Origin of the sequence: Microbacterium marmarense (assembly GCF_037204165.1) — a bacterium.
GTDB lineage: Bacteria > Actinomycetota > Actinomycetes > Actinomycetales > Microbacteriaceae > Microbacterium > Microbacterium marmarense.
In genome coordinates this window covers 1,223,602-1,244,088 of the sequence record NZ_JBBDGL010000001.1, presented here as the reverse complement: position 1 = coordinate 1,244,088, position 20,487 = coordinate 1,223,602, and the positions used below count along the sequence as shown (strand labels likewise).

Genomic DNA, 20,487 nt, shown 5'->3' with positions numbered 1-20,487 from the left:
TCGCTGACCGCCTCAGGAAAGGAGTTCAACGAGCTGCGCCTTCGACAGGCGTGAGTATCCAGTCTTTCCCTCGTCGCGCGCACGTTGGCGCAGAGCGACAACGGTGAGAGCGTTCAGGTCAGTCGATTCGGCCTCATCAGCCGACTCGACCTGATCTGCGCTGGAGGACTCATCCGTTGCCGCGGGCTCCGCCGGAGCCGGTGCTTCGTCGGGCGTGGTGCCCAGTTCAGCATCCAAGTTCGATTGAGCGTCGGCAGACTCTTTCTCGGCCCGAGCGGCGGCCTTCTCTGCCTTAGCCGCTTGCTTCTTCAACGTCTTCGCCTCGCGCGCTTGTTCGGCTGCTGCCTCAGCACCCTGCCGAGCCTCTTCGGCAGCGCGATCAGCCTTGGCGCGCAGACGCACCTTCTTCTCTGCCTTCTCCAGCGCGCGCGCAGTCGCCTTGACCAGCGCATCCGTCGCACGCGAGGCACGCTTCGCGACCTTGGCGGGGTGCTTGCGAACCGCTTTCTTCGATACGTCGGAGGCTTCGCGCGCATCTTCTACGAGGTCGCGCAATTGCTTGGCCGACTTCTTCGGCAACTGCTTCGCTACCTTCTTGCCCTGTTTGGCCGCTTCCGCAGCCTCATCGATCGCTTCGAGCGCCTTGCGCTCGGCCTTCGTTGTCTTCGCCATGGCCACAGACCATACAGCCCGAAGGTAAACAGAACGCGTAGATGTTGCTTTCGAAGGCAAAACACTGCCCCGCTTCGACGCGAAAACCGCGCAGATGTCGGTGCGCCGTTCACTTTCCGTTTACCAACGACCCCCACTCTCTTAAGGGTTCACGCCTACGTTTCAGTGCGTGCCCCGCACCGGGCATTTCCCGAAGCCCGAATTCTCGGGCATCTTATCCCTGACACGTGAAGGATTCACACAGTGAAGATCTCCCGCATCGCCCAGGTGGGCGCTGTAGCTGCCATTGCAGCTCTTACCCTTGCTGGCTGCGCCGCTAACGAAGACACCTCGTCGGACAGCACCGACGACTCAATGGGTCTCTCCGGCACGCTTTCGGCTACCGGAGCCTCGTCGCAGACCGCCGCCCAGGAAGCATGGGTTGCCTCCTTCCAGACCGCGAACCCCGACGTGACTGTCAACTACGAGCCCACCGGTTCAGGCACCGGCCGCGAGAACTTCATCGCGGGCGCCAGCAACTTCATCGGCTCTGACCGTGCATTCAACGACGAAGAGATCGCCGCAGGCGGCTTCGGCGCATGCGCAGAAGACGGCGCCGCGGGCATCGTCGAGCTGCCGCTTTACATCTCGCCCGTCGCAGTAGCGTTCAACGTCGAGGGCGTCGACAGCCTCAACATGTCGGCAGACGTCATTGCCGGCGTCTTCGCTGGCACGATCACCAACTGGAACGACGACGCAATCGCGGCAGAGAACGACGGAGTCGAACTTCCCGACCTCGCCATCTCGCCCGTGCACCGCTCGGATGACTCGGGCACCACCGAGACCTTCACCTCATACCTCGAGGCTGCTGCCCCGAGCGTCTGGGAGTGGGAAGCAGACGGCGAGTGGCCGCTTGACTCGGGCGAAGCCGCTCAGGGCACTTCCGGTGTTGTGGCCGCTACCACCGGTGGAAACGGCACCATCACGTACGCAGACGCATCGCAGGTCGGAGACCTCGGCACCGTATCGGTCGGCGTCGGTGGCGAATTCGTTCCTTACTCGGCTGAGGCCGCCGCGATGATCGTTGACTCGGCACCGCAGGTCGAGGGCCGCGGCGAGGGAGACCTCGCGCTCGAGGTGGACTACTCCACCGAAGAGGCTGGTGTCTACCCGATCGCTCTCGTGAGCTACCTCATCGGTTGCATCGAGTACGAAGATGCAAACACGGCAGAGCTCGTGACGTCGTACTTCAGCTACATCGCTAGCCCCGAGGGCCAGGACGACGCGGCAGCGAACGCTGGCTCGGCTCCGATCTCTGACGAGCTGCGCACCGAGGTTGAGGCGGCGATCGCGCTGATCGGCTGAGACTTCACTCTCTGACACCTTGCCCCGCTCGCAGTCACCAGACCACGAGCGGGGCAAGGTTCAGCAGGGGAACGGGACCACCTGATACCCGAGCTTCTGCTGAGCCTTACACGCCCGACACAAAGGACACATGAATGGCGACTACGACTGACACCGTCAGGCCCGTGGCAAGCAAACGCAAAGTGCCACGGCGACCGGGTGACCTCGCGTTCTCCGGCACCGCGCTGGCTGCCGGAATCACGATCCTGGTCGTTTTGGCCGCGGTGGCGATCTTCCTCGCTATTGAGAGCATCCCTGCTTTCACCGGTGAGCCCACCGAGAACCCGATCCTCAAGGGCGAGTCTTTCTGGGCCTATGTCGCCCCACTCGTGTTCGGAACGATCTGGGCATCGATGCTGGCGCTGTTGATGGCCGCTCCCCTCGCTATCGGCATTGCGCTGTTCATCTCGCACTACGCGCCAACGCGGATCGCTTCGTTCCTTGGCTACATCATCGACCTGCTCGCCGCGGTGCCTTCGGTGGTCTTCGGCCTGTGGGGTGGCGTCACATTCGCCGGGATGGTGCAGCCGTTCTACGCATGGCTCAACGAGTACTTCTCGTGGATCCCTCTCTTCAGCGGGCAGGTTTCGGCCACTGGACGAACGATCCTCACCGCAGCCATGGTGTTGGCGATCATGGTGCTGCCGATCATGACGGCAATCTGCCGTGAGGTCTTCCTTCAGACTCCAAAACTGCACGAAGAGGCAGCGCTCGCGCTCGGCGCCACTCGCTGGGAGATGATCCGCATGGCCGTGCTCCCGTTCGCCCGTGGCGGCATGGTGTCGTCTGCGATGCTCGCGCTCGGCCGTGCACTCGGCGAGACGATGGCGGTCACTATGGTGCTGTCGGTTTCTGGCGTGATCACATTCGAGTTGCTCACCGCAACGAACCCCACCACGATTCCCGCGAACATCGCGCTCTCGTTCCCTGAGGCATATGGCGACGGCGTGAGTGTGCTCATCGCCACCGGCTTGGTCTTGTTCGTTCTCACCTTCGCCGTCAACGCACTGGCGCGTTGGATTGTCAGCCGCCGTTCGGAATTCTCGGGAGCCAACTGATGTCGACTACCACATCCCCCCCGGCGAGGGTCAACGCCCTCACCAGCGGCAAGCTGCCCCGCTCCGCGCCTTGGTTCATGCTGGCCGGCTCCATGGTCATCACGTTCATCGTGTTCGCGGTGCTGAACCTCGGTCAGCCGATCGGCAACTTCAACATCGTCGCCGCGGTGTTTCTCGGTGCCGTGCTGTTCGTCATCACGATCGGATTGGTCTCTCGCACGGTTGAAGGTGGACGCAAAGCGGCCGACCGTGTCGTCACCGCCGTCGTGTCGGCAGCGTTCATCGTCGCGCTTCTCCCCCTGATCTCGCTGCTCTACACAGTGGTCTCTGAGGGTCTCGCACGTTTCGACATCGACTTCTTCACGATGAGCATGCGCAACGTTGTGGGTGCGGGTGGTGGCGCGGTTCACGCGATCTACGGAACGCTGCTCATCACTGCGGCAACCACACTGATTTCAGTGCCTATCGGTCTGATGACCTCGATCTACCTCGTCGAGTACGCACGTGGCGGCCGGCTCGCCAGATCGATCACCTTCTTCGTCGATGTGATGACGGGCATTCCCTCGATCGTTGCGGGTCTATTCGCCTACTCCGCATTCGCGCTGTTCTTCGGCCCCGGCATCTCGATGGGAATCATGGGCGCTATCGCGCTCAGCGTGTTGATGATTCCAGTCGTCGTGCGCTCATCCGAAGAAATGCTGCGACTCGTGCCCAACGAGCTGCGTGAAGCCGCGTACGCCCTCGGTGTGCCGAAGTGGCTCACCATCGTCAAGGTCGTGCTTCCGACATCGATCGCCGGTATCACCACCGGCGTGATGCTGGCTATCGCCCGCGTCATCGGCGAAACTGCCCCGCTGCTCGTCACCGCCGGATACACCCAGAGCCTCAACCTCAACCTGTTTGAGGGCGACATGATGACTCTGCCGGTGTACGTGTACAACCAGTACGCAAACCAGGGCACCAGCCCTGACGACGCCGTCGCCCGAGCCTGGGCAGGCGCGCTCACCCTCATCCTCATCGTCATGGTGTTGAACCTCGCGGCCCGTATGATCGCGAAGATCTTCTCGCCCAAGACCGGCCGCCGCTAGCCCGCGCTGGCGCAATCCATAGAAAGAGCCCTTGTGTCTAAGAGCATTGAAGTCAACGACCTCAACGTCTACTACGGTGACTTCCTCGCCGTAGAGGGAGTGTCGCTGTCGATCGAGCCGCGCTCGGTCACCGCATTCATTGGCCCCTCCGGCTGCGGAAAGTCCACCTTCCTTCGCACGCTTAACCGCATGCACGAAGTCATCCCCGGCGCCTACGTCGAGGGGGAAGTTCTTCTCGACGGAGATGACCTGTATGGCCCTGGCGTTGACCCGGTAGCCGTGCGCCGTGACGTCGGTATGGTATTCCAGCGCCCGAACCCGTTCCCGACGATGTCGATTCGTGACAACGTCTTGGCCGGGGTGAAGCTCAACAACAAGCGCATGTCGAAGTCGAACGCCGACTCGCTGGTAGAGGAGTCGCTGCGCGGCGCCAACCTCTGGAACGAGGTCAAGGACCGCCTCGACCGTCCGGGCTCAGGCCTCTCCGGCGGTCAGCAGCAGCGTCTGTGCATCGCACGCGCGATCGCCGTGTCACCCGACGTGCTGCTGATGGACGAGCCGTGCTCGGCGCTCGACCCGATTTCGACTTACGCGATCGAAGAGCTGATCGGCGAGCTGAAGAACGACTACACGATCGTGATCGTGACGCACAACATGCAGCAGGCGTCGCGTGTCTCGGACCGCACCGCCTTCTTCAACATCGCTGGCACCGGAAAGCCCGGCAAGCTCATCGAGTACAACGACACCAAGTCGATCTTCACGACGCCAGAGGTTCAAGCAACCGAGGACTACGTTTCGGGTCGCTTCGGCTGATCCCGACTGCTTCCGCTTCAACCGGTCGTTGCCTTCGGGCAGCGGCCGGTTTTGGCGTTTCCGGGTGGTCGGCGGCGGGGCGGCCCGGCGTGCCGGGCACGCGAGGCGGTGGTTGCGGGGCCGGTGGTGCTGCGGTGCTGCGGGGTAGCGGGGCTGCGGGGCAGCGGCTGCGGGGCTGGTGCGGCTGCGGTTGCGAGGCCGGTGGGGCTGCGGGGCAACGAGGCAGCAGGGCAAGCGGGGCCGGTGGGGACGCGAAGCTGCGGGGCAACGAGGCAGCAGGGCAACCGAGCAACCGGGCAGCGGGGCAGCGGGGCAGCGGCTGCGGGGCAGCGGCTGCGGGGCAACGGGGCAACGGGGCAACGGGGCCACGCGAAACGGCCGGGCATTTCGACGACACGCCGCCACGCGGCATCCCACAGCGCTTTTCTCACCATTTTTCCGGCCGTTTCGACCACGGGTCTGCAGTTCTCGGCTGCACGAGGAACAGCCCCGTGGCGAGTTGTCTTGGCTGCGAGACCCGCGCGTCAACCCTGCGCCCCTGTCCTCCCCCACGCCTTGCTGCGTTTGGCTTTCGACAACCCCGGCGAGACTGTTCGTCGCGCGGCGGCCAGAGCACAGAGTGTTCTCATCTGCGAACGGACTCCTGCCATATTGAGGTCTGCACAGTTGCGAGAATTTGCCGGTACCCGCGCGCGGGCTTCGCTGCTCATTCGCGACGGCGAATGGCACCGTCTTCGTCACGGGTTGTACGCGTCGATGGGAGTGTGCGAACCAACGCGCACAGCTGCCGACCACGGCGGCGCATTGGCCTGCGTGTCCGCGGCGCGGCACCTCGGGCTCTGGGTGTTGCCTGACCTGACCGAAACTCACGTATGGCTGCCAAGTGGGGGTCGGGTTCACCACAGCGGCTGCCTCTGCGTCGTGCACTTCGACGAAGTGGCCGCTGAAGCCTTCAACCCGCCGTCAACACCACGGATGCTGCGGCAGATTCTGCGATGCCAGGGCGTGGAGTCATTTTTCGCCTGCCTCGAATCCGCTCTTCGGCAGCATCGCATCAGCGCTGCGGAGATTGAGTGGCTTCGCATCCACACAAATGCTGCGGGGCGCGAGGCTATCGCTTTCGCTCGAAAGGATGCCGATAGCGGCATTGAGTCGCTGTTTCGCTGGCGGCTGCGCACGTTGGGACTGCCGATCACCCCACAGGTGCGCATCGGCGGCGTGGGGATCGTCGACTTCGTCATCGGTGACCGCTTGATTGTCGAGCTCGACGGAAAAGCGAACCACGGGGATGGACCATTGCGCCACAAAGATCTTGTCCGCGACGCCGCCGCCGCGAGTCGAGACTATGTGACGCTGAGGTTCGACTTCGCGCAGGTGATCTACGACTGGGGCACTGTCGAAGCGGCAGTAGTCGCGCAGGTAAGTGCTGGGCGGCACCTCGACTAACTCGCACACGCGGCACGGAGCACCAAACGGCCGGGCATTCCGCCGACACGCCGCTACGCAGCATCCCTCACCGCCGATTACGGCAATCCCCCGGCCGTTTCGCGAGCAACACGACGCACACGACGCACGGCGCCCGGCACACGGCGCCCGGCACACGGCACACGGCACACGGCGCCCGGCACACGGCGCCCGGCGCCCGGCACACGGCACCCGGCGCAAGGCACGCGGCGCGCGGCAAGCGGCACCAAACGGCCGGGCATTCCGCCGACACGCCGCTGCGCAGCATCCCGCACCGCCGTTTACGGCAATCCCCCGGCCGTTTCGTGAGCAACACGACTCCCGCGGCGCCCGCGGCACGCGGCACGCGGGACCAGCGCGCGGCGCAAGGCACACGACACGGGGCTCGGCCCCGCGGCACCACCCACGCGGCACCACCCCACGCGGGACCAGCCCGCGGCGCAAGGCACACGACACGCGGCTCGCGCCCGCGGCACCACCCACGCGACACGCAGCACCAAACGGCCGGGCATTCCGCCGACACGCCGCTACGCAGCATCCCACATCGCCGTTTACGGCAATCCCCCGGCCGTTTCGCGAGCAACCCGTCGCGGCGAGCAACACGTTTCGCGAGCAACACGTTTCGGCGCACCGCGGCGAGCAACGCGACCGCCACCGCTCCCCGACGCACGGTCGGTGTCAGCACGGTCGCGCGCTAGTCGCGTGGGCTGAGCAGGTATTCGTTGATGGATGCTGTGAGCTCCCGATCGACCGGAACATCTTTGCCGTCGATCGACGTGATCGGCGCGGCAAGCCGAACGCTCGAGAGCAGCCAGGCAGCATCCGCTCTGGCCATGAGCGATACCGGAACGACCTCGTAGCCAGTGTGCAAGCCCTGCGCTTCGAGGTGCTCGAACAGGCTCAGCTGAGTAGTGCCGTGCAGTATTCCGCCATTGGGCGCGGGCGTCACGAAGCGTCCGTCGACACGCAACACGAGCGATGCGGTCGGCGCTTCGAGCACGAAGCCATCCGAGGTCACGAAGATCGCGTCGTCAGCGCCGCGGCGCTTGGCTTCGCGCAGCGCTGCCATGTTCACCGCGTACGAGAGCGTTTTCGCCCCGAGCAGCAGCCAGGGAGCGCGGCTCGGCACATCGAGCCCATAGCCGCGGTCCAGCGTCACGACACGAACCCCGTGCGCACGCGCCAGGGCGAAGTCCGGTGCCGAGCCTGAGGTAACCCACGCGGTGGGCGCAGGGCCATGCTCAACGCCGCGGCTCAGGATGAGCTTGATGACTCCCTCTCCCCTGCGCGGCGTGTGTTCAGCGGCCGTGGTGACCGCTTGACGCCATTGCTCACGATGCGGTGCCGGCAGGTCGCAGATCTTCGCGGAGTGCGCGAGCCGGTCAAGATGCGCGTCTACCTCTTGCGGATGACCGTCGACCACGCCCACCGATTCGAAGATGCCGTCGCCGCGCTGCGTGCTGAGCTCTCCGACGCTCAGAGCTGGAGCCGCGGGGTCGATGACCGTGAAGGTGTCAGCAAAAACGGTTTGAGAGCTGTCGGATGCCGCGGGCTCAATCACCAGCGCAAAGTGCCAAGTCATGCCCTGAGCCTACGCCGCGAGTACGCGTCGCAGAGCGGTTAGGGGCGCCTGGGAATGAAACTCATGGACGCACTTGTTACACTGTTTCAGCCGGGCCGCAGTAACCCCGGGCTCCAAATTTTGCCGCTTAGAGCGGCCTCGCGCCGAGAGGCGTTTCTGCGGCCCGGTACTTCTTTGCCTGCCGCAGGTGATGGTTCAATTCAGCGACTCACGCCGCCACAGCGCCGCACATGCCGCGAGGTCGCCCGCGTACGTCGACAGCCGCAACGCGCGAGTGGTGAACCCAGAGGAGCGCTCGGGCTCGGTCGATTCGTAGTCGTCGGCGAGATGGGTGGAGCCGGCAGCCTCGACCCTGCAGAATGCGGCGGCACGCTCGAGGGCGACGGCGAAATCTCCCTGGAACAGCCCGCGCAGAATCGTGTTGATCAGCACCACGAGTTCTGCCGGTCCCGCGGGCGCCGGCGCACCCGCTACCACCGAATCCACAGAATCCAACGCGTGCCGTCCTCGCTCGTAAAGCAGCGCGGCGGACTGCGGGTCATCGTGGATCATCAGCTGCAACAGGTACAACCGCCACAGCGCTCCCGGCAGTGACTTCGCGGGAGAACGTGACCACAATTCTGCAACGTCATCGATTCCATGCTCACCGGTGAAGGCGATCAACCGGTCGACAACCGCATCGTCAGGTTCCGCCCTGACTCTGGCCACGAGGGCATGCGCGGTTGAATGAGCAACCCGCGATACCTCTGCCGGGTCCTCTGCGGCGAACAGCCGATCGAACGTCTCGGCAGGGCGTTTGACCGGTTTGTGAAAGCCGCGGGAGTCATCAGTCATCCGCTACAGATTACCGCCCAGCGGTGCGTCGGGCGCCAGCCTCGCCAATCAGGCTGTGGCGATGACGATGATCGGATCAGTGGTGGGCTCGCCCGTGGGCGAACCGCCTTCTTCTTCGATGGTGACCGCAATGACATCGCCCGGCTGCATTGTGCCCTCAAACTGCGCGGTCGCCGAGTTGTCGCTGCTCGCGTCGAAGGTTCCGGCGGCAATCGGCGGCTCATCGCCGCGAATGAACCACAGCTCGAACGCCTGGTCTTCTGAAATCGACGGCAGCCCGTCAGAGACGAGCACGACTTCACCCACCGACTCCGACCAGTGCACGGTGGCCATGCCGCCATCGGCGACATCGACCGAGGCCTGCTGAGCGTCGGGAGCATCTTCAATCTGCTCCAAAGCGACCACGGCTGGCGACGGTCCAATCATCTCGCCGATCGTCGCCGCACCCAGTCCGAGTGCGACGAGGAACACCAGCGATGCAGCGAGCCCGAACAATCCCCGCGTCCAGTTGCGACGTTCAATAGCCTGGATCGTTGTGGTCGTAGGCGTGGGTTCGACGAACACGGTGTCGACGTCAGCATCCACTTCTCCTGACGACTGCTCTTCCGCGGTCGCGGCTGACGGCATGCCCTCTTGCAGAGCCACGCCAGCGTCGACATCGTGTTGCGGTGTGACCGCGATCTGTGCAAGCAGCGATGCTCGAATGCTTGCCGGCGGAGTTGCTTCAGCGCCCCCTGCCAGCTCAGCGACGGTCTCAACGTCATCGTTGACCAGCTTTTCCCATTCAGGATGCTGCGCACGGGCGTCATTGAAGATCTGCGCATCTTCGGGCGACAGCGCGCCTAAGGCGTAGCCCGCTGCAAGTTCAGCGAATTCGTTCTCGTTCATGCCGTCACCCCCATTTCAGTTCGTAGTCGCGATAGTCCATCGCGCATTCGTGTCTTGATCGTGCCGAGTGGCGCACCGACGAGCGCTGAAATCTCGCTCTGGCTGTAGCCACCGAAGTAGGCGAGTGTGATCGCCTCGCGTTGTGGGTCAGGAAGTGTCGCCAATGCGGTCGTCACTTTCTCCCCCTCAATACGCAGTTCAACCTGCTCAGATACTCCGTCGTGAGCTACGTCAAGATCGCGCACTCCGACCCGCACATCACGGTCACTGCTCGCTTGCGACGAGCGCACCCGGTCTACGGCCCTTCTATGAGCGATCGTGAGAACCCACGATCTTCCTTGACCCTTATTCGGAACGAACTTGGAAGCGGATTGCCACACCTCGAGAAAAACCTCTTGCAGCACTTCTTCGCTCTGCGAGCGATCCACGAGAACACGAAGGATGAGGCCGAAGACGCGCGAAGACAACATGTCGTACACGCGCGCGAACGCAGTCTGGTCTCCGGCTGCAACCTGCTGCAGCAACTCACCTATGTGGTCGACAGAATCGGCGCCGTCCTCCGGCACGTCGACACCATCAATAACCATGAGTACCAGCATGCCGTACGACGCGTGAATCCCCTGTTTTTGAGAGGTGCGAAACACCGACTTGACATTTTTCCAATCCGATTGCGCCGCTCCTCCGAATGCCTATTTGTAACCGCCCAAGCGGATGCAAGCCCCCACCGGGCACCTGTAGATCACGGTCCACTCGGACCCCACAGAGGAGGAACTCATGTCACGCATCACCAAGAAGCGCGTCTCAGCAGGACTCGCACTCGCCCTTGCCGCATCGTTCGCACTGAGCGCATGTTCAGGAGCATCCACGGAAACCGAGTCGGATGAGCCCGACACCACGATGAGCGAAGAAGCCGAAGAGCCCATGGCTGAAGAGTCCATGGACATGGACCCCGCCGCGTACCTGGTCGGCTCGGGCTGTGCTGACTATGCAGCTGCGGTTCCGGACGGCGATGGATCGGTCGCCGGCATGGCTGAAGACCCGGTAGCGGTCGCAGCATCCAACAACCCGCTCCTCACCACTCTCACCGCAGCCGTCAGCGGCGGCCTCAACCCCGACGTCGACCTGGTTGACACGCTCAACGGCGACGAGTTCACCGTCTTCGCACCCGTCGATGAGGCATTCGCGGCTATTGACGCAGACACCATCGAGGCGCTGAAGACCGACTCCGAGACGCTGACCGCGATCCTGACCTACCACGTGATCCCCGGTCAGATCCTTCCGGAAGACCTTCCTGGAACCCACACCACCGTGCAGGGAACTGATGTTGAGGTCACCGGCAGCGGCGACGACCTGATGGTCAACGGCGCAACCGTCATCTGCGGTGGCGTTCAGACCGCGAACGCAACCGTCTACCTGCTTGACACGGTGCTTCTCCCGTAATTCAGGGCACCCAATTTCGGGCGGTGGGGCCGCCGTCTCCGTGTAATGCGGAGACGGCGGCCCCTCCCTATGTGCACGGGCACTACTCATCTCAAAGTAGGCTTGTACTGCAAGGGCCTCTAGCTCAGTCGGTAGAGCATCGGACTTTTAATCCGTTGGTCGTGGGTTCGAGCCCCACGGGGCCCACCAAAACCGCGATACTCCAGTGGAGTGTCGCGGTGTTTCACGCTTAGCTGTCAATAGTCGGACACGTCTGATCAGGCATTCTCGCGCGCTGCGCCGCGAGTCGTGCGGTCGAGACGCCGAGATTTCTGTTGAAGCTCGCGACGCAGATATGATGTATAGGGGGAGCACAGTGCACCGCACTCCTAGCTGTGTCCGCAACGCGAACGTTGCTGTGCGCCATACCCCGCAAATTGACGGGGAGATCGCGGACATGTACAGCGCAACCAACAGCACGTTGGATGTATCTGCGCGCCTTGTTGCCGCGTGTCGCGTTCTCTTTGACCATCTACGGCCGCAGCTCGCTGGTCGCTCGCACGCTACCGCGCTCCAAATCATTCGACAATGTTGAAGCTCGGTGGCGCAGTCCGGCACGTGTGGTCAACACTGCTCGCTGTGTCAATGCCCCTCACCGCGCTCTTGGGCGGCGCGGGCGCTGATGCCCCGTCGGTCACCGACAGTGCGAGTGCAGTCAGCATCGCCCATCACGCCACGTCAGCGGATTGCTTCACCGATATCGACGAGCTCGACCTCGTTGGCGGCATCGGCTTCGACGAGCAGCGCGCCGGCACGGACGTGCCCCTCGGCAAACCCGTCGTGCTCGTACACGGCTGGGCAGACAGCGGAGCGGTCTTCGAACAAGACGTGGAATGGGTCGGCACAGATCTCACAACCGCCGTAAGCGCCGCCGAGGAGGCGTCAATCGTCGAGCGGTTGAGCCAGCTCGATGGGGTGAGCCTGTTCTCGTTCGACTACAGCGAGCAATCTGCGCAGTGGGTCACGGGGCAGAGCGGAATCGATCTGATGCGAGCGATCGACTGCCTCTACACCCTGTCTCAACAATCGGTCACGGTAGTCGCTCATTCGATGGGTGGGCTGGCGTTGCGCTTTGCGCTGGACGGGCAAACCGAGCGTGGAGCGATGATCGATCAGGTCATCACTCTCGGTACGCCGAACACCGGATCTGACGTGGCCGCCACTTTGGCCACTCCGCTGGAAACGTTCATGGATGTGCTGCGCCAGCCCACGAGCAACGTCTTGCTCTGGATGGGCGTGAAGACAATCGACTCCTGCATCGATGCCAACTACATAGATTCCTGGGACACCTGCGGGTGGCAGTCAGATGTCTTGCGACCAGCGATCGGGATGTTTGGCCAAGCGGGCAAAGCGCTGCGCACGAACTCAAGCGAACTCGCGGAGCTCGCACCCTGGCCATCGAATGTCGAGGTAACAGCAGTCGCGGTCGAGCAGGAACTTGATCTGACCAGTCTGCTGCCTTCAAGCATCGCTGCCTCTCTGCCCGTAGCCGCTATCTCTGCCGCCAGCGGGATCAACGTGCTGTCGATGGGCGATCAGCTCGTCTCTGTTGCGTCGGCTATCGACCAAGCGACCGATAGCCGCGTGTTTCGTTGCGGCGAGCCCGTCGATATCGATGAGCTCGTGCCGGTGCTCTTTTCGAATCCGTGCTTCCACGGAACGATGACGAGGAACCTGCAAGTCGTGAACTTCGTGGTGTCAACGGTTGATGCGAGCGACAGGCTTGCGAGCGAGAACATTGCCTCGATGGGCTACACCGTTGGCGTCGAGGCGGTCGCGACAGCGAATCGTCTTCGGTCGGTGAGCACCTTCATGGCTGAACCGAACCTTGCCGTGAGCGCGATGAGCGTCGCTGATCCCGGCGCGGCCTTGCTGTCCGTGACGGGTTAGGAACTGGCACGCCGCACAGGGCACACGGCACACGGCACACGGCACACGGCACACGGCACACGGCACACGGCACACGGCACACGGGCCAGCGTGAGCCTGCCTGGCTAGTGCCTGCTCGACTCAGCGAGCTCTGCGCCCGCGTGGGCGAGCTCCGCAAGCGCGGCTTCGCTCGGTTCGGGCGCGACCCCTGCAATCAGGTCCGTGAAAATGCGCACATGACGCCCATGCGAAATCGCGTCAGCCGCTGAGGCACGCACGCAGTGATCAGTGGCCAGACCCGCGACGTCGACCGACAGCACGCCGTGTTGATCAAGCAGCGCTGTCACCGAGAGTCCCTCGTCTGTGGTGCCTTCGAACAGCGAGTACGCGGGAACGCCCTGCCCCTTCTTGACGTGGTGGGTGACCGATGTGGGGTCGAACTCGGGGTCGTACTCGGCCCCGAGTGACTCCGCTACACAGTGCAATGGCCACGTGTCAACGAAGTCAGGACTCTCGCTGATGTGACCGCCGTTGTCGCTGTCGGGGTCATGCCAGTCTCGCGACGCGATGACCAGCGCGTACTCCCCGGCGTGCGCTTCGAGGTAGGTGCTGATCCGTCGCGCGACAGCGTCGCCGCCGGTGACGGCCAGCGCACCGCCCTCGGTGAAGTCGTTTTGAACATCGACAATGAACAGTGCTCGACTCATGATTCGAGGGTACGCCGATACTCGTCGCGTGTCAGGGTGTGACCATCGGCCGCGATCAGACCAGGGTCGGTAGATGCCGGCACCGTCGCCTGCGGCTCCTGCGTTTCGACGCCATGACGCCACAGCTTCGAGGGCCACCAGATTGCGCGTCCGATGTCGTACGACAGAGCCGGCACGAGGAATGAGCGGACCACGAAGGTGTCGAGCAGCACCCCGAACGCGACGATGAATGCCAACTGGGCGAGGAACAGGATGGGGATAACTCCCAGCGCTGCGAACGTGGCTGCCAGCACCAGTCCGGCCGAGGTGATGACACCTCCTGTCGCGACCAGACCACGCAGAATGCCGCGCCTGGTGCCGTGCACCAGCGATTCTTCTCGCACTCGAGACATCAGGAAGATGTTGTAGTCCACACCCAGCGCGACAAGGAACACGAAGCCGTAGAGCGGAACGGCTGGGTCGCCACCAGGGAAGTTGAAGACGTTGTTGAACACCAGCGCACTCACGCCCAGTGCGGTGCCGAACGAAAGGATGACGGTGCCGATCAAGATCACCGGCGCGAGGATCGAGCGCAGCAAGAGCATGAGGATGAGCAAGATCACGACGAGAATGACCGGGATGATGAGGGTGCGGTCACGGATCGAGGTGTCGTTGCTGTCGATGTCGGTGGCTGTTTCGCCGCCCACAACTGCCGTGCTGGCGCCGAGTTGCGCGTCAAGGTCAGTGCGCAATTCGCGCACGGTGTCTTCGGCTTCAAGCGAGTCAGAAGCATCAGTCAATGTGCCAGTGACAAGCACGTCTCCGTCAGCGACAGTCGGCGCGGGCGCGTCCGTTCCGGGAGGGCCGACGGCAGTGAACACTGCTTCGCCGTCTTCGACGCTCACCTGAACAGAACCGGTTGGCGAATCTTCGCTCGACAGAGCGACCGATTCGACGCCAGCGGACTCCTCCATGATCTGCACGGTCTCGACGATGTCGCTCTCGGGAACCACCACATAGACGGGGCTGCCTGATCCGGCTGGAAAGTGCTCAGCGAGCGCGTCTTGACCGTCACGCGCCTGGCTTTCTCCGAGCACGAGGTCGCTAGATGGCACGCCATCCGCCTGGAGCTGTGTAACGCCGAGGGCGCCACCCACGAGCACGATCGTGCAGACGATCCACACCGCGCGAGCGTGGCGGGCGACAAACCGCGCCTGACGCGGCCACAGGCCCTTCACGGGCTGCGTGAGGTCGTCGGGGATCTCAGCGACACCGTGCTTGGGAATGAACGGCCAGAAGGCGACCCGGCCGAACAGCGCCAGGAGAGCGGGCAGGAAGGTCAGCGCCGAGAGCATCGAGAACGCGATTCCGATGGAGGCAATGGGACCCAGCGCGCGGTTGGTCGCGAGGTCGGAGAGCAACAAGCACAACAGTCCGGCGATAACCGTTCCGCCCGAGGCCAGGATGGGTTCGAACGAGCCACGCCATGCCTGCGTGGTTGCCGCCCAGCGTCGCTCACCGCGAGCAATCGACTCTCGGAAGCGAGCAACGTAGAGCAGGGCGTAGTCGGTGGCCGCACCAATCACAAGAATGAACAGAATTCCCTGCACCTGACCGTTGAGCACGACCACGCCGGCGTAGGCCAGCCACCACACCGTGAGCAACGCCACGCAGAGCGCGAACAACGAAGTCATCAGCACCAGGATCGGCAGCAATGGCGAGCGGTAGACGATGATCAGAATGACGAAGACCGCGAGGAGTGCGACACCCAGCAGCAGCCCGTCAATGCCCAGGAATGCGGCACTGAGGTCAGCGGTGAAGCCGGCAGGCCCGGTTACCCAGCCCTCCAGGTCTGTCGACAGCTCTTGTTCGAGCAACTCGCGCATTTCTACCACGATGTCGCCGACGTCGCCATCGGCGTCGATCGGCACGAATATCTGCACGGCCTGACCGTCGTCTGAGACGATGGGCGGCGATACCCCGTCGACCACTCCGCCAAGATCAGCGATGTCGTCCGCGAGCGTCTGCATCTCTGCCAGTTGCTCGTCGGTGAGTTCACTATCGCTTGCGACCACCACGAGCGCCGGAATGCTGTCATCGCCGAGAAAATCCGGGAGCCGCTCGTTGACCTGAGTCGCGTCAGCACTCTCGGGCAGGAACGAGGATCGATCGTTCGATGACACCTCATCGACCTTGCCGAAGTACATGCCGCCCACGGATCCACCGACCAACCACACGAGCACGAGAAGTGCGGGAATTGCCACTCGAAGCCATCGGGTGGGTTGCTTGCTCGCGTGATGTGGCGTTTGCATAGTCGCTAGCTTATCTAGCGAATTACGTGCGCGCGACCACACCTATGCTGAGACTCGATGTTTTCTGCCGCTCTTGCCCTGTTTGGCGCACTTTTTTACGGATCCGCCGATTTTCTGGGCGGGCTCGCCGCTCGTCGTCTTCGATCGATCGTCGTGACGGCGATTGCCGCAGCATCCGGGCTCGCTGCTTTTGCGGTCGTGCAAATCTTCATCGATGGCGTGTGGACCGCAGCCGACGTCGGATGGGGCGTGGCGGCCGGAATCGTCGGCGTTGTCGCACTGATGCTGTTATATGCATGCCTGGCTATCGGCCCGATGAGCATTCTGTCGCCGCTGACAGCGGTGGTCTCCGCCATTGCGCCGATGCTGTTCGGCCTCTTCGCCAAAGGCGAAACGCTATCTGTGCTGGGCTATCTCGGGCTCGTGGTCGCCCTCGTCGCTGTCGTGCTGGTCGGTTTCATTCCGGGCGAAAATACCGTGCGACCGTCAGTTCGCGGAGTCGTGATGGCGGTGGGTTCTGGGCTTGCTATCGGCGGTTTCTTGATCATCATCGATCAGACGAGTCCTGAGAGCGGGCTCATTCCGCTCATCGTCGGACGCGGTACCAACACAATCATCACCGGCATCATCATCGCGAGCTTCGTCGTGATCGCGGTGCGCCGGGGCAAGAGCGCGTCTAGCGCATTGGAAGCCAGCGGCTTTGCTGTCGGCGGCACCCCTAGCGGACACGTCGATCTGGAGCACGCCACCGGCCCGATTGCTCTTGGGATCACACGACGCAACGCGGTCGTGCTCGCCGTGGGGTGCGGAGTGCTCGACGCCACCGCAAACGCCCTCATTCTGCTGGGGTTGCGCGTGGGTGACCTCACCGTGGTCTCGGCGCTTACCGCGCTGTACCCCGCCGGAACCATCCTGCTGGCTGCCGTCGTACTGCGCGAGCGAGTCGCGGCGGTGCAGTGGGTTGGACTCACGCTCGCACTGACTGCCGGCGGCATGCTCGCGCTCGCCTAGTGCGCGGACGGGACTCACCCTCGCACGAAGAGAACAATCCCAGAAGCGACGAGCGCCGCCACCCCGAAGCCGAGCAGCCCTAGAGCCAGCAGCAGCACCCCACGCACGATAGGCGAGCCCTGAGTGAGTCGTATCTGCCCAGTCGTGCCGCGTCGGTAGAACACATCGGCTTCGTCTTTTCCCGCCAGAGCATGATCGATATCGGGCGACAGCTGCGCAGAGCCCACTCCCCCGTCAGCATCGAACCATCGCGCGATTCGACCACCAGGTGAGTCTTCGATCAATGCGCGCACCGGCAACCACGTGCCATCAGCGAGATACAGGCCCAGCGTAATCACGGCAAGCACGGCGCCAAGCCCAAACCCTGCCCAACCGAATATCTCAAGTACAGCATCGAGAGCACGATCCGGCACTGCGATACCACCGTTCTGCGGATATGAAGGAAGGCCCGCACAAGGCGGGCCTTCGGCATCTGAGCCACCTGAGAGAATCGAACTCTCGACCTATTCATTACGAGTGAATCGCTCTGCCATCTGAGCTAAGGCGGCGAACATCACCGAAGCGATGCACGATCATCAATCCTACAGGCTGCGGTGACGCTGCGCGAACTGGCAATTGCCTTCACTCGCAGCGGAGCCCGTCTTCAGGCGGCGTGCCATCGATGAGGTAGGTCTCGACCGCTGCGTCTACGCAGGCGTTGCCCTTGTTATAGCCGGAGTGCCCCTCGCCGACACGCGTGACCAGCACTCCCGACGACAGCTGTTCAGCGAGCGATACCGACCACTCGTAAGGGGTTGCCGGGTCGTTAGTTGTTCCCACCACAACGATGGGGTCAGCACCCTCAGCGGCGATGGGTTCGCGCACACCTGACGGCGGATAGGGCCACTCGTCGCATCCATCAGGTCCGCTCCAATAGGGAGCAACAGTCGGCGCTTCAGCCTCGAGAAGCGCCTGTGAAGCGGCCTCATCCTCGGGCGTGGAGTCGTTGGGATAGTCCAGGCAGTTGTAAGCGCTGAACGCTTCGGTCTGATTGTCCAGATACACGCCGCCGGAGCGGTTGTAGTAGAAATCAGCCAAAGTGAACGCCAGCTCAGGGTCGCCGGCGAGGGTGTCGGTCAGCGCAGCCGTCAAGTATGGCCAGCTGTCTTCGGAATACAGCGCCGCGATAATCGCTGTCAGCAGGGTGTCGGCTCCCAGCATCCGCCCGTCCGCGCCTTGTTGGGGGAATCGATCGGCTCCCGCCAACAGCGTGCCGAGGTCAGCCATGCCTTGGTCGACGGTGCCGCGGAACGGACAGTCGCTGCCGTCGATGCAGTCCGCCATGTATGCGCGCAGGGCCGACTCGAATCCGACGCCCTGCGTGGTGCCTACCTCAAGCCCCGAAACTGAGGGGTCAATAGCGGCATCGAGCACGAGCCGCCCCACGCGTTCCGGGAACAGTTTGGCGTACGTGGCACCCAAGAACGTGCCGTACGAGTAGCCGAGATAGTACAACTCGCTGTCGCCGAGAACGCCACGCAGCAGGTCCATATCGCGGGCTGATTGGTCGGTTGTGATGTAGGGCAGGATGCCATCGCTGTTCGCCTCGCATGCCGCGGCGAATTCTGCGCTGCTTGCGAGCAGCTCGTCATTCCATGCGTCGGAGCCGCGCGAGTTCTCGGGAATGTCAAAGAGGTAGGAGTCCATGTCAGCGGGGTCTGTGAAGCACGTCACCGCCGTGGATGCTCCTACTCCGCGCGGGTCGAAACCAATCACGTCAAAGTTCTCTCGCACGTCTTCACCCACGGCGTAGCTGATCGAATCGCGGATGAATCCAAGGCCACTCGCGCCCGGGCCGCCCGGGTTGGTGAGCAGCGACCCGATCGCGTCGCCGCCGGTCGCGCGACTGCGAATGATCGCCAACTCGATCTCACCGAGACCGGGATTCTGCCAGTCGAGCGGCGCGGTGACGATCGCGCACTCCATTGCCGATTCGCAGGACTCCCACTCGAGAGTCTGCTCGTAGAACGGCAACAGCTCGTCAGCGATCCCGTCGCTTTCAGGCGCTGGACTCGCCGATGACCGCGGTTGCTCCGCCGGGATCTGCGCGTAGAGGCACCCCGAGAGGGCGAGCGAGGCGGCCAGCACCCCGGCAACAATGGCGGCGATTCGCCGCGAAGTTCGAGCAACCATCGCGGTCACGGGATCCTTCCGTTCGAGACGGTGACGAGCATGCTTTCGAGCGCCAGCAGCGGCGCGGCGTTCTGCTCGATGTTGCGCCGAGTTTCGGCTATACGGTCGACGATCACCAGAGTGCGCTCGGGATGCCAGGCTGCCGCTATCGCACGCAGGTCTGGCTCGATTTCAAGGTTGATCAGTTCGCCGTCGTTGCCGAACTGAATCATCAGCACGTCGCGGTACATCGACTCAAGATCGGTGAGCACGCGGTCGATGCCATCGCGAAGGCTGCGCGTGCCGCGTCGCTTCTGATCATCTTGCAGCGCCGAGACCTGTGACCGCACCGCGGGCGGCACTGCCTGCCCTTCGACGATGCCGAGGGTTCGCAGCAGAGCGGCGCGCTCTTCTTCGTCGCGTTCAGCCGTCAGCGCCTTCGCGTCTTCAGTCGCCGCCTGCACAATTCGACCAGCGACTTCAACGGCGTCACCGACGCTGCGCACACGCAACACCGCACGCAGCGTCTCGTCACGTCTCGCTCGCGACGCATCGTCTGTCGCCAAGCGTTGCGCCATGCCGATGTGACGCTGGGCGTGCCGAGCAGACTGCTCTGCCACCGCATAGTCGATGCCGGAGCGCTCGGTGATCAATTGGGCGACATCGGCCACATCGGGCTCGCGAAGGCGCACGGTGCGCACCCGCGAGCGGATTGTGGGAAGCAAGTCGGCGTCGCTCGGAGCACACAGCACCCAGACGGTGCGCTCGGGCGGTTCTTCGAGTGCTTTCAACAACACATTGGAGGTGCGCTCTGCCATGCGATCAGCATCTTCCATGACAATCACGCGATAGCGGCCAAGCGAGGGAGAAAAGTAGGAACGCTCGACGAGCGCTCTCGCATCTTTGATCGAGATGATCACGCCCTCAGTGCGCAGCGCCGCAAGATCGGGATGCGCGCCGGCGAGCACCTGCCGCATTGCGTGTGTGTCGCCTGGCTCTGCGATCAACGCCGCAGCGAAAGCGTAGGCGAGCGTGGAGCGTCCAGATCCTGGCGGCCCGGTGATGAGCCACGCGTGGGTCATGGAGTTGGGGTCGGATGCTGCCGCTTGCAGCGCCGCCACCGCGGCATCTTGACCCCATACGTTGCCCCAGGGCAGCGCGTTCAGGTCGACCTCGGCCGATGCCGTCGCATCCATA

General features: G+C 63.5%; 18 protein-coding genes and 2 tRNA genes. 9 read left to right on the top strand and 11 right to left on the bottom strand.

Going from position 1 to position 20,487, the window contains the following annotated elements:
• Window positions 1–12 precede the first annotated feature (12 nt).
• Window positions 13–672: a hypothetical protein gene (locus WDU96_RS05670; RefSeq protein ID WP_337337497.1), complete on the bottom strand. Its 660-nt coding sequence runs from the start codon at window positions 670–672 to the stop codon at window positions 13–15.
• A gap of 243 nt (window positions 673–915) precedes the next feature.
• Here WDU96_RS05670 and WDU96_RS05665 point away from each other — a divergent pair, with 243 nt between their 5' ends.
• From WDU96_RS05665 to WDU96_RS05645, 5 genes are all read left to right on the top strand, one after another.
• On the top strand, window positions 916–2,016 hold the full coding sequence (locus tag WDU96_RS05665; RefSeq protein WP_337337496.1) for a phosphate ABC transporter substrate-binding protein PstS: 1,101 nt from the start codon (window positions 916–918) through the stop codon (window positions 2,014–2,016).
• 134 nt (window positions 2,017–2,150) lie between these two features.
• Window positions 2,151–3,113 carry a phosphate ABC transporter permease subunit PstC gene (gene pstC / locus WDU96_RS05660; protein WP_337337495.1) on the top strand — a complete coding sequence of 321 codons (963 nt, stop codon included), beginning with the start codon at window positions 2,151–2,153 and terminating at the stop codon, window positions 3,111–3,113.
• Window positions 3,113–4,201, top strand: a complete 1,089-nt coding sequence (gene pstA / locus WDU96_RS05655; RefSeq protein ID WP_337337494.1) for a phosphate ABC transporter permease PstA — start codon at window positions 3,113–3,115, stop codon at window positions 4,199–4,201. Before pstC ends, pstA begins: the two co-directional genes overlap by 1 nt.
• Window positions 4,202–4,234: 33 nt before the next feature.
• Complete coding sequence (pstB, locus tag WDU96_RS05650) at window positions 4,235–5,014, top strand: phosphate ABC transporter ATP-binding protein PstB (protein ID WP_337337493.1); 780 nt, start codon at window positions 4,235–4,237, stop codon at window positions 5,012–5,014.
• A gap of 921 nt (window positions 5,015–5,935) precedes the next feature.
• On the top strand, window positions 5,936–6,460 hold the full coding sequence (locus WDU96_RS05645) for an endonuclease domain-containing protein (RefSeq protein WP_337337492.1): 525 nt from the start codon (window positions 5,936–5,938) through the stop codon (window positions 6,458–6,460).
• 712 nt (window positions 6,461–7,172) lie between these two features.
• On the opposite strand, the gene WDU96_RS05640 is transcribed toward WDU96_RS05645, so the two are convergent.
• The 4 genes from WDU96_RS05640 to sigK all read right to left on the bottom strand — a co-directional run bounded on the left by WDU96_RS05640 (window position 7,173) and on the right by sigK (window position 10,381).
• The gene (locus WDU96_RS05640) at window positions 7,173–8,060 is read right to left on the bottom strand and encodes an aminodeoxychorismate lyase (protein WP_337337491.1); all 888 of its coding nucleotides are present in this window, start codon (window positions 8,058–8,060) and stop codon (window positions 7,173–7,175) included.
• A gap of 195 nt (window positions 8,061–8,255) precedes the next feature.
• The gene (locus WDU96_RS05635; protein ID WP_337337490.1) at window positions 8,256–8,894 is read right to left on the bottom strand and encodes a DNA-directed RNA polymerase subunit beta; all 639 of its coding nucleotides are present in this window, start codon (window positions 8,892–8,894) and stop codon (window positions 8,256–8,258) included.
• A gap of 48 nt (window positions 8,895–8,942) precedes the next feature.
• Window positions 8,943–9,782: an anti-sigma factor gene (locus tag WDU96_RS05630; protein WP_337337489.1), complete on the bottom strand. Its 840-nt coding sequence runs from the start codon at window positions 9,780–9,782 to the stop codon at window positions 8,943–8,945.
• Complete coding sequence (sigK, locus tag WDU96_RS05625) at window positions 9,779–10,381, bottom strand: ECF RNA polymerase sigma factor SigK (RefSeq protein WP_337337663.1); 603 nt, start codon at window positions 10,379–10,381, stop codon at window positions 9,779–9,781. The genes WDU96_RS05630 and sigK overlap by 4 nt, the downstream gene beginning before the upstream one ends.
• A gap of 175 nt (window positions 10,382–10,556) precedes the next feature.
• Between sigK and WDU96_RS05620 the strand changes: the two genes are divergently transcribed.
• From WDU96_RS05620 to WDU96_RS05610, 3 genes are all read left to right on the top strand, one after another.
• Complete coding sequence (locus WDU96_RS05620) at window positions 10,557–11,222, top strand: fasciclin domain-containing protein (RefSeq protein ID WP_337337488.1); 666 nt, start codon at window positions 10,557–10,559, stop codon at window positions 11,220–11,222.
• A 113-nt stretch (window positions 11,223–11,335) separates the two neighbouring features.
• Window positions 11,336–11,411 (top strand) — tRNA-Lys (locus WDU96_RS05615).
• 378 nt (window positions 11,412–11,789) lie between these two features.
• On the top strand, window positions 11,790–13,151 hold the full coding sequence (locus WDU96_RS05610) for an esterase/lipase family protein (protein ID WP_337337487.1): 1,362 nt from the start codon (window positions 11,790–11,792) through the stop codon (window positions 13,149–13,151).
• A gap of 104 nt (window positions 13,152–13,255) precedes the next feature.
• Here the strand turns inward: WDU96_RS05610 and WDU96_RS05605 are convergent, their stop codons facing one another.
• Together WDU96_RS05605 and WDU96_RS05600 are read right to left on the bottom strand one after the other, a co-directional pair.
• Window positions 13,256–13,837 (bottom strand): isochorismatase family protein, encoded by a 582-nt coding sequence (locus WDU96_RS05605; protein ID WP_337337486.1) that lies wholly within the window; start codon window positions 13,835–13,837, stop codon window positions 13,256–13,258.
• On the bottom strand, window positions 13,834–16,128 hold the full coding sequence (locus WDU96_RS05600; protein ID WP_337337485.1) for an MMPL family transporter: 2,295 nt from the start codon (window positions 16,126–16,128) through the stop codon (window positions 13,834–13,836). The genes WDU96_RS05605 and WDU96_RS05600 overlap by 4 nt, the downstream gene beginning before the upstream one ends.
• Window positions 16,129–16,185: 57 nt before the next feature.
• Here WDU96_RS05600 and WDU96_RS05595 point away from each other — a divergent pair, with 57 nt between their 5' ends.
• A complete protein-coding gene (locus WDU96_RS05595; protein ID WP_337337484.1) occupies window positions 16,186–17,139 on the top strand; it encodes an EamA/RhaT family transporter in 954 nt (317 codons plus the stop codon).
• Between the two features lie 14 nt (window positions 17,140–17,153).
• On the opposite strand, the gene WDU96_RS05590 is transcribed toward WDU96_RS05595, so the two are convergent.
• From WDU96_RS05590 to WDU96_RS05575, 4 genes are all read right to left on the bottom strand, one after another.
• On the bottom strand, window positions 17,154–17,552 hold the full coding sequence (locus WDU96_RS05590; RefSeq protein ID WP_337337483.1) for a hypothetical protein: 399 nt from the start codon (window positions 17,550–17,552) through the stop codon (window positions 17,154–17,156).
• A 62-nt stretch (window positions 17,553–17,614) separates the two neighbouring features.
• Window positions 17,615–17,687, bottom strand: a tRNA-Thr gene (locus tag WDU96_RS05585).
• Between the two features lie 73 nt (window positions 17,688–17,760).
• Window positions 17,761–19,311, bottom strand: a complete 1,551-nt coding sequence (locus WDU96_RS05580; protein ID WP_337337662.1) for an alpha/beta hydrolase — start codon at window positions 19,309–19,311, stop codon at window positions 17,761–17,763.
• A gap of 5 nt (window positions 19,312–19,316) precedes the next feature.
• Complete coding sequence (locus WDU96_RS05575; RefSeq protein ID WP_337337482.1) at window positions 19,317–20,486, bottom strand: DNA polymerase III subunit delta'; 1,170 nt, start codon at window positions 20,484–20,486, stop codon at window positions 19,317–19,319.
• Window position 20,487 lies beyond the last annotated feature (1 nt).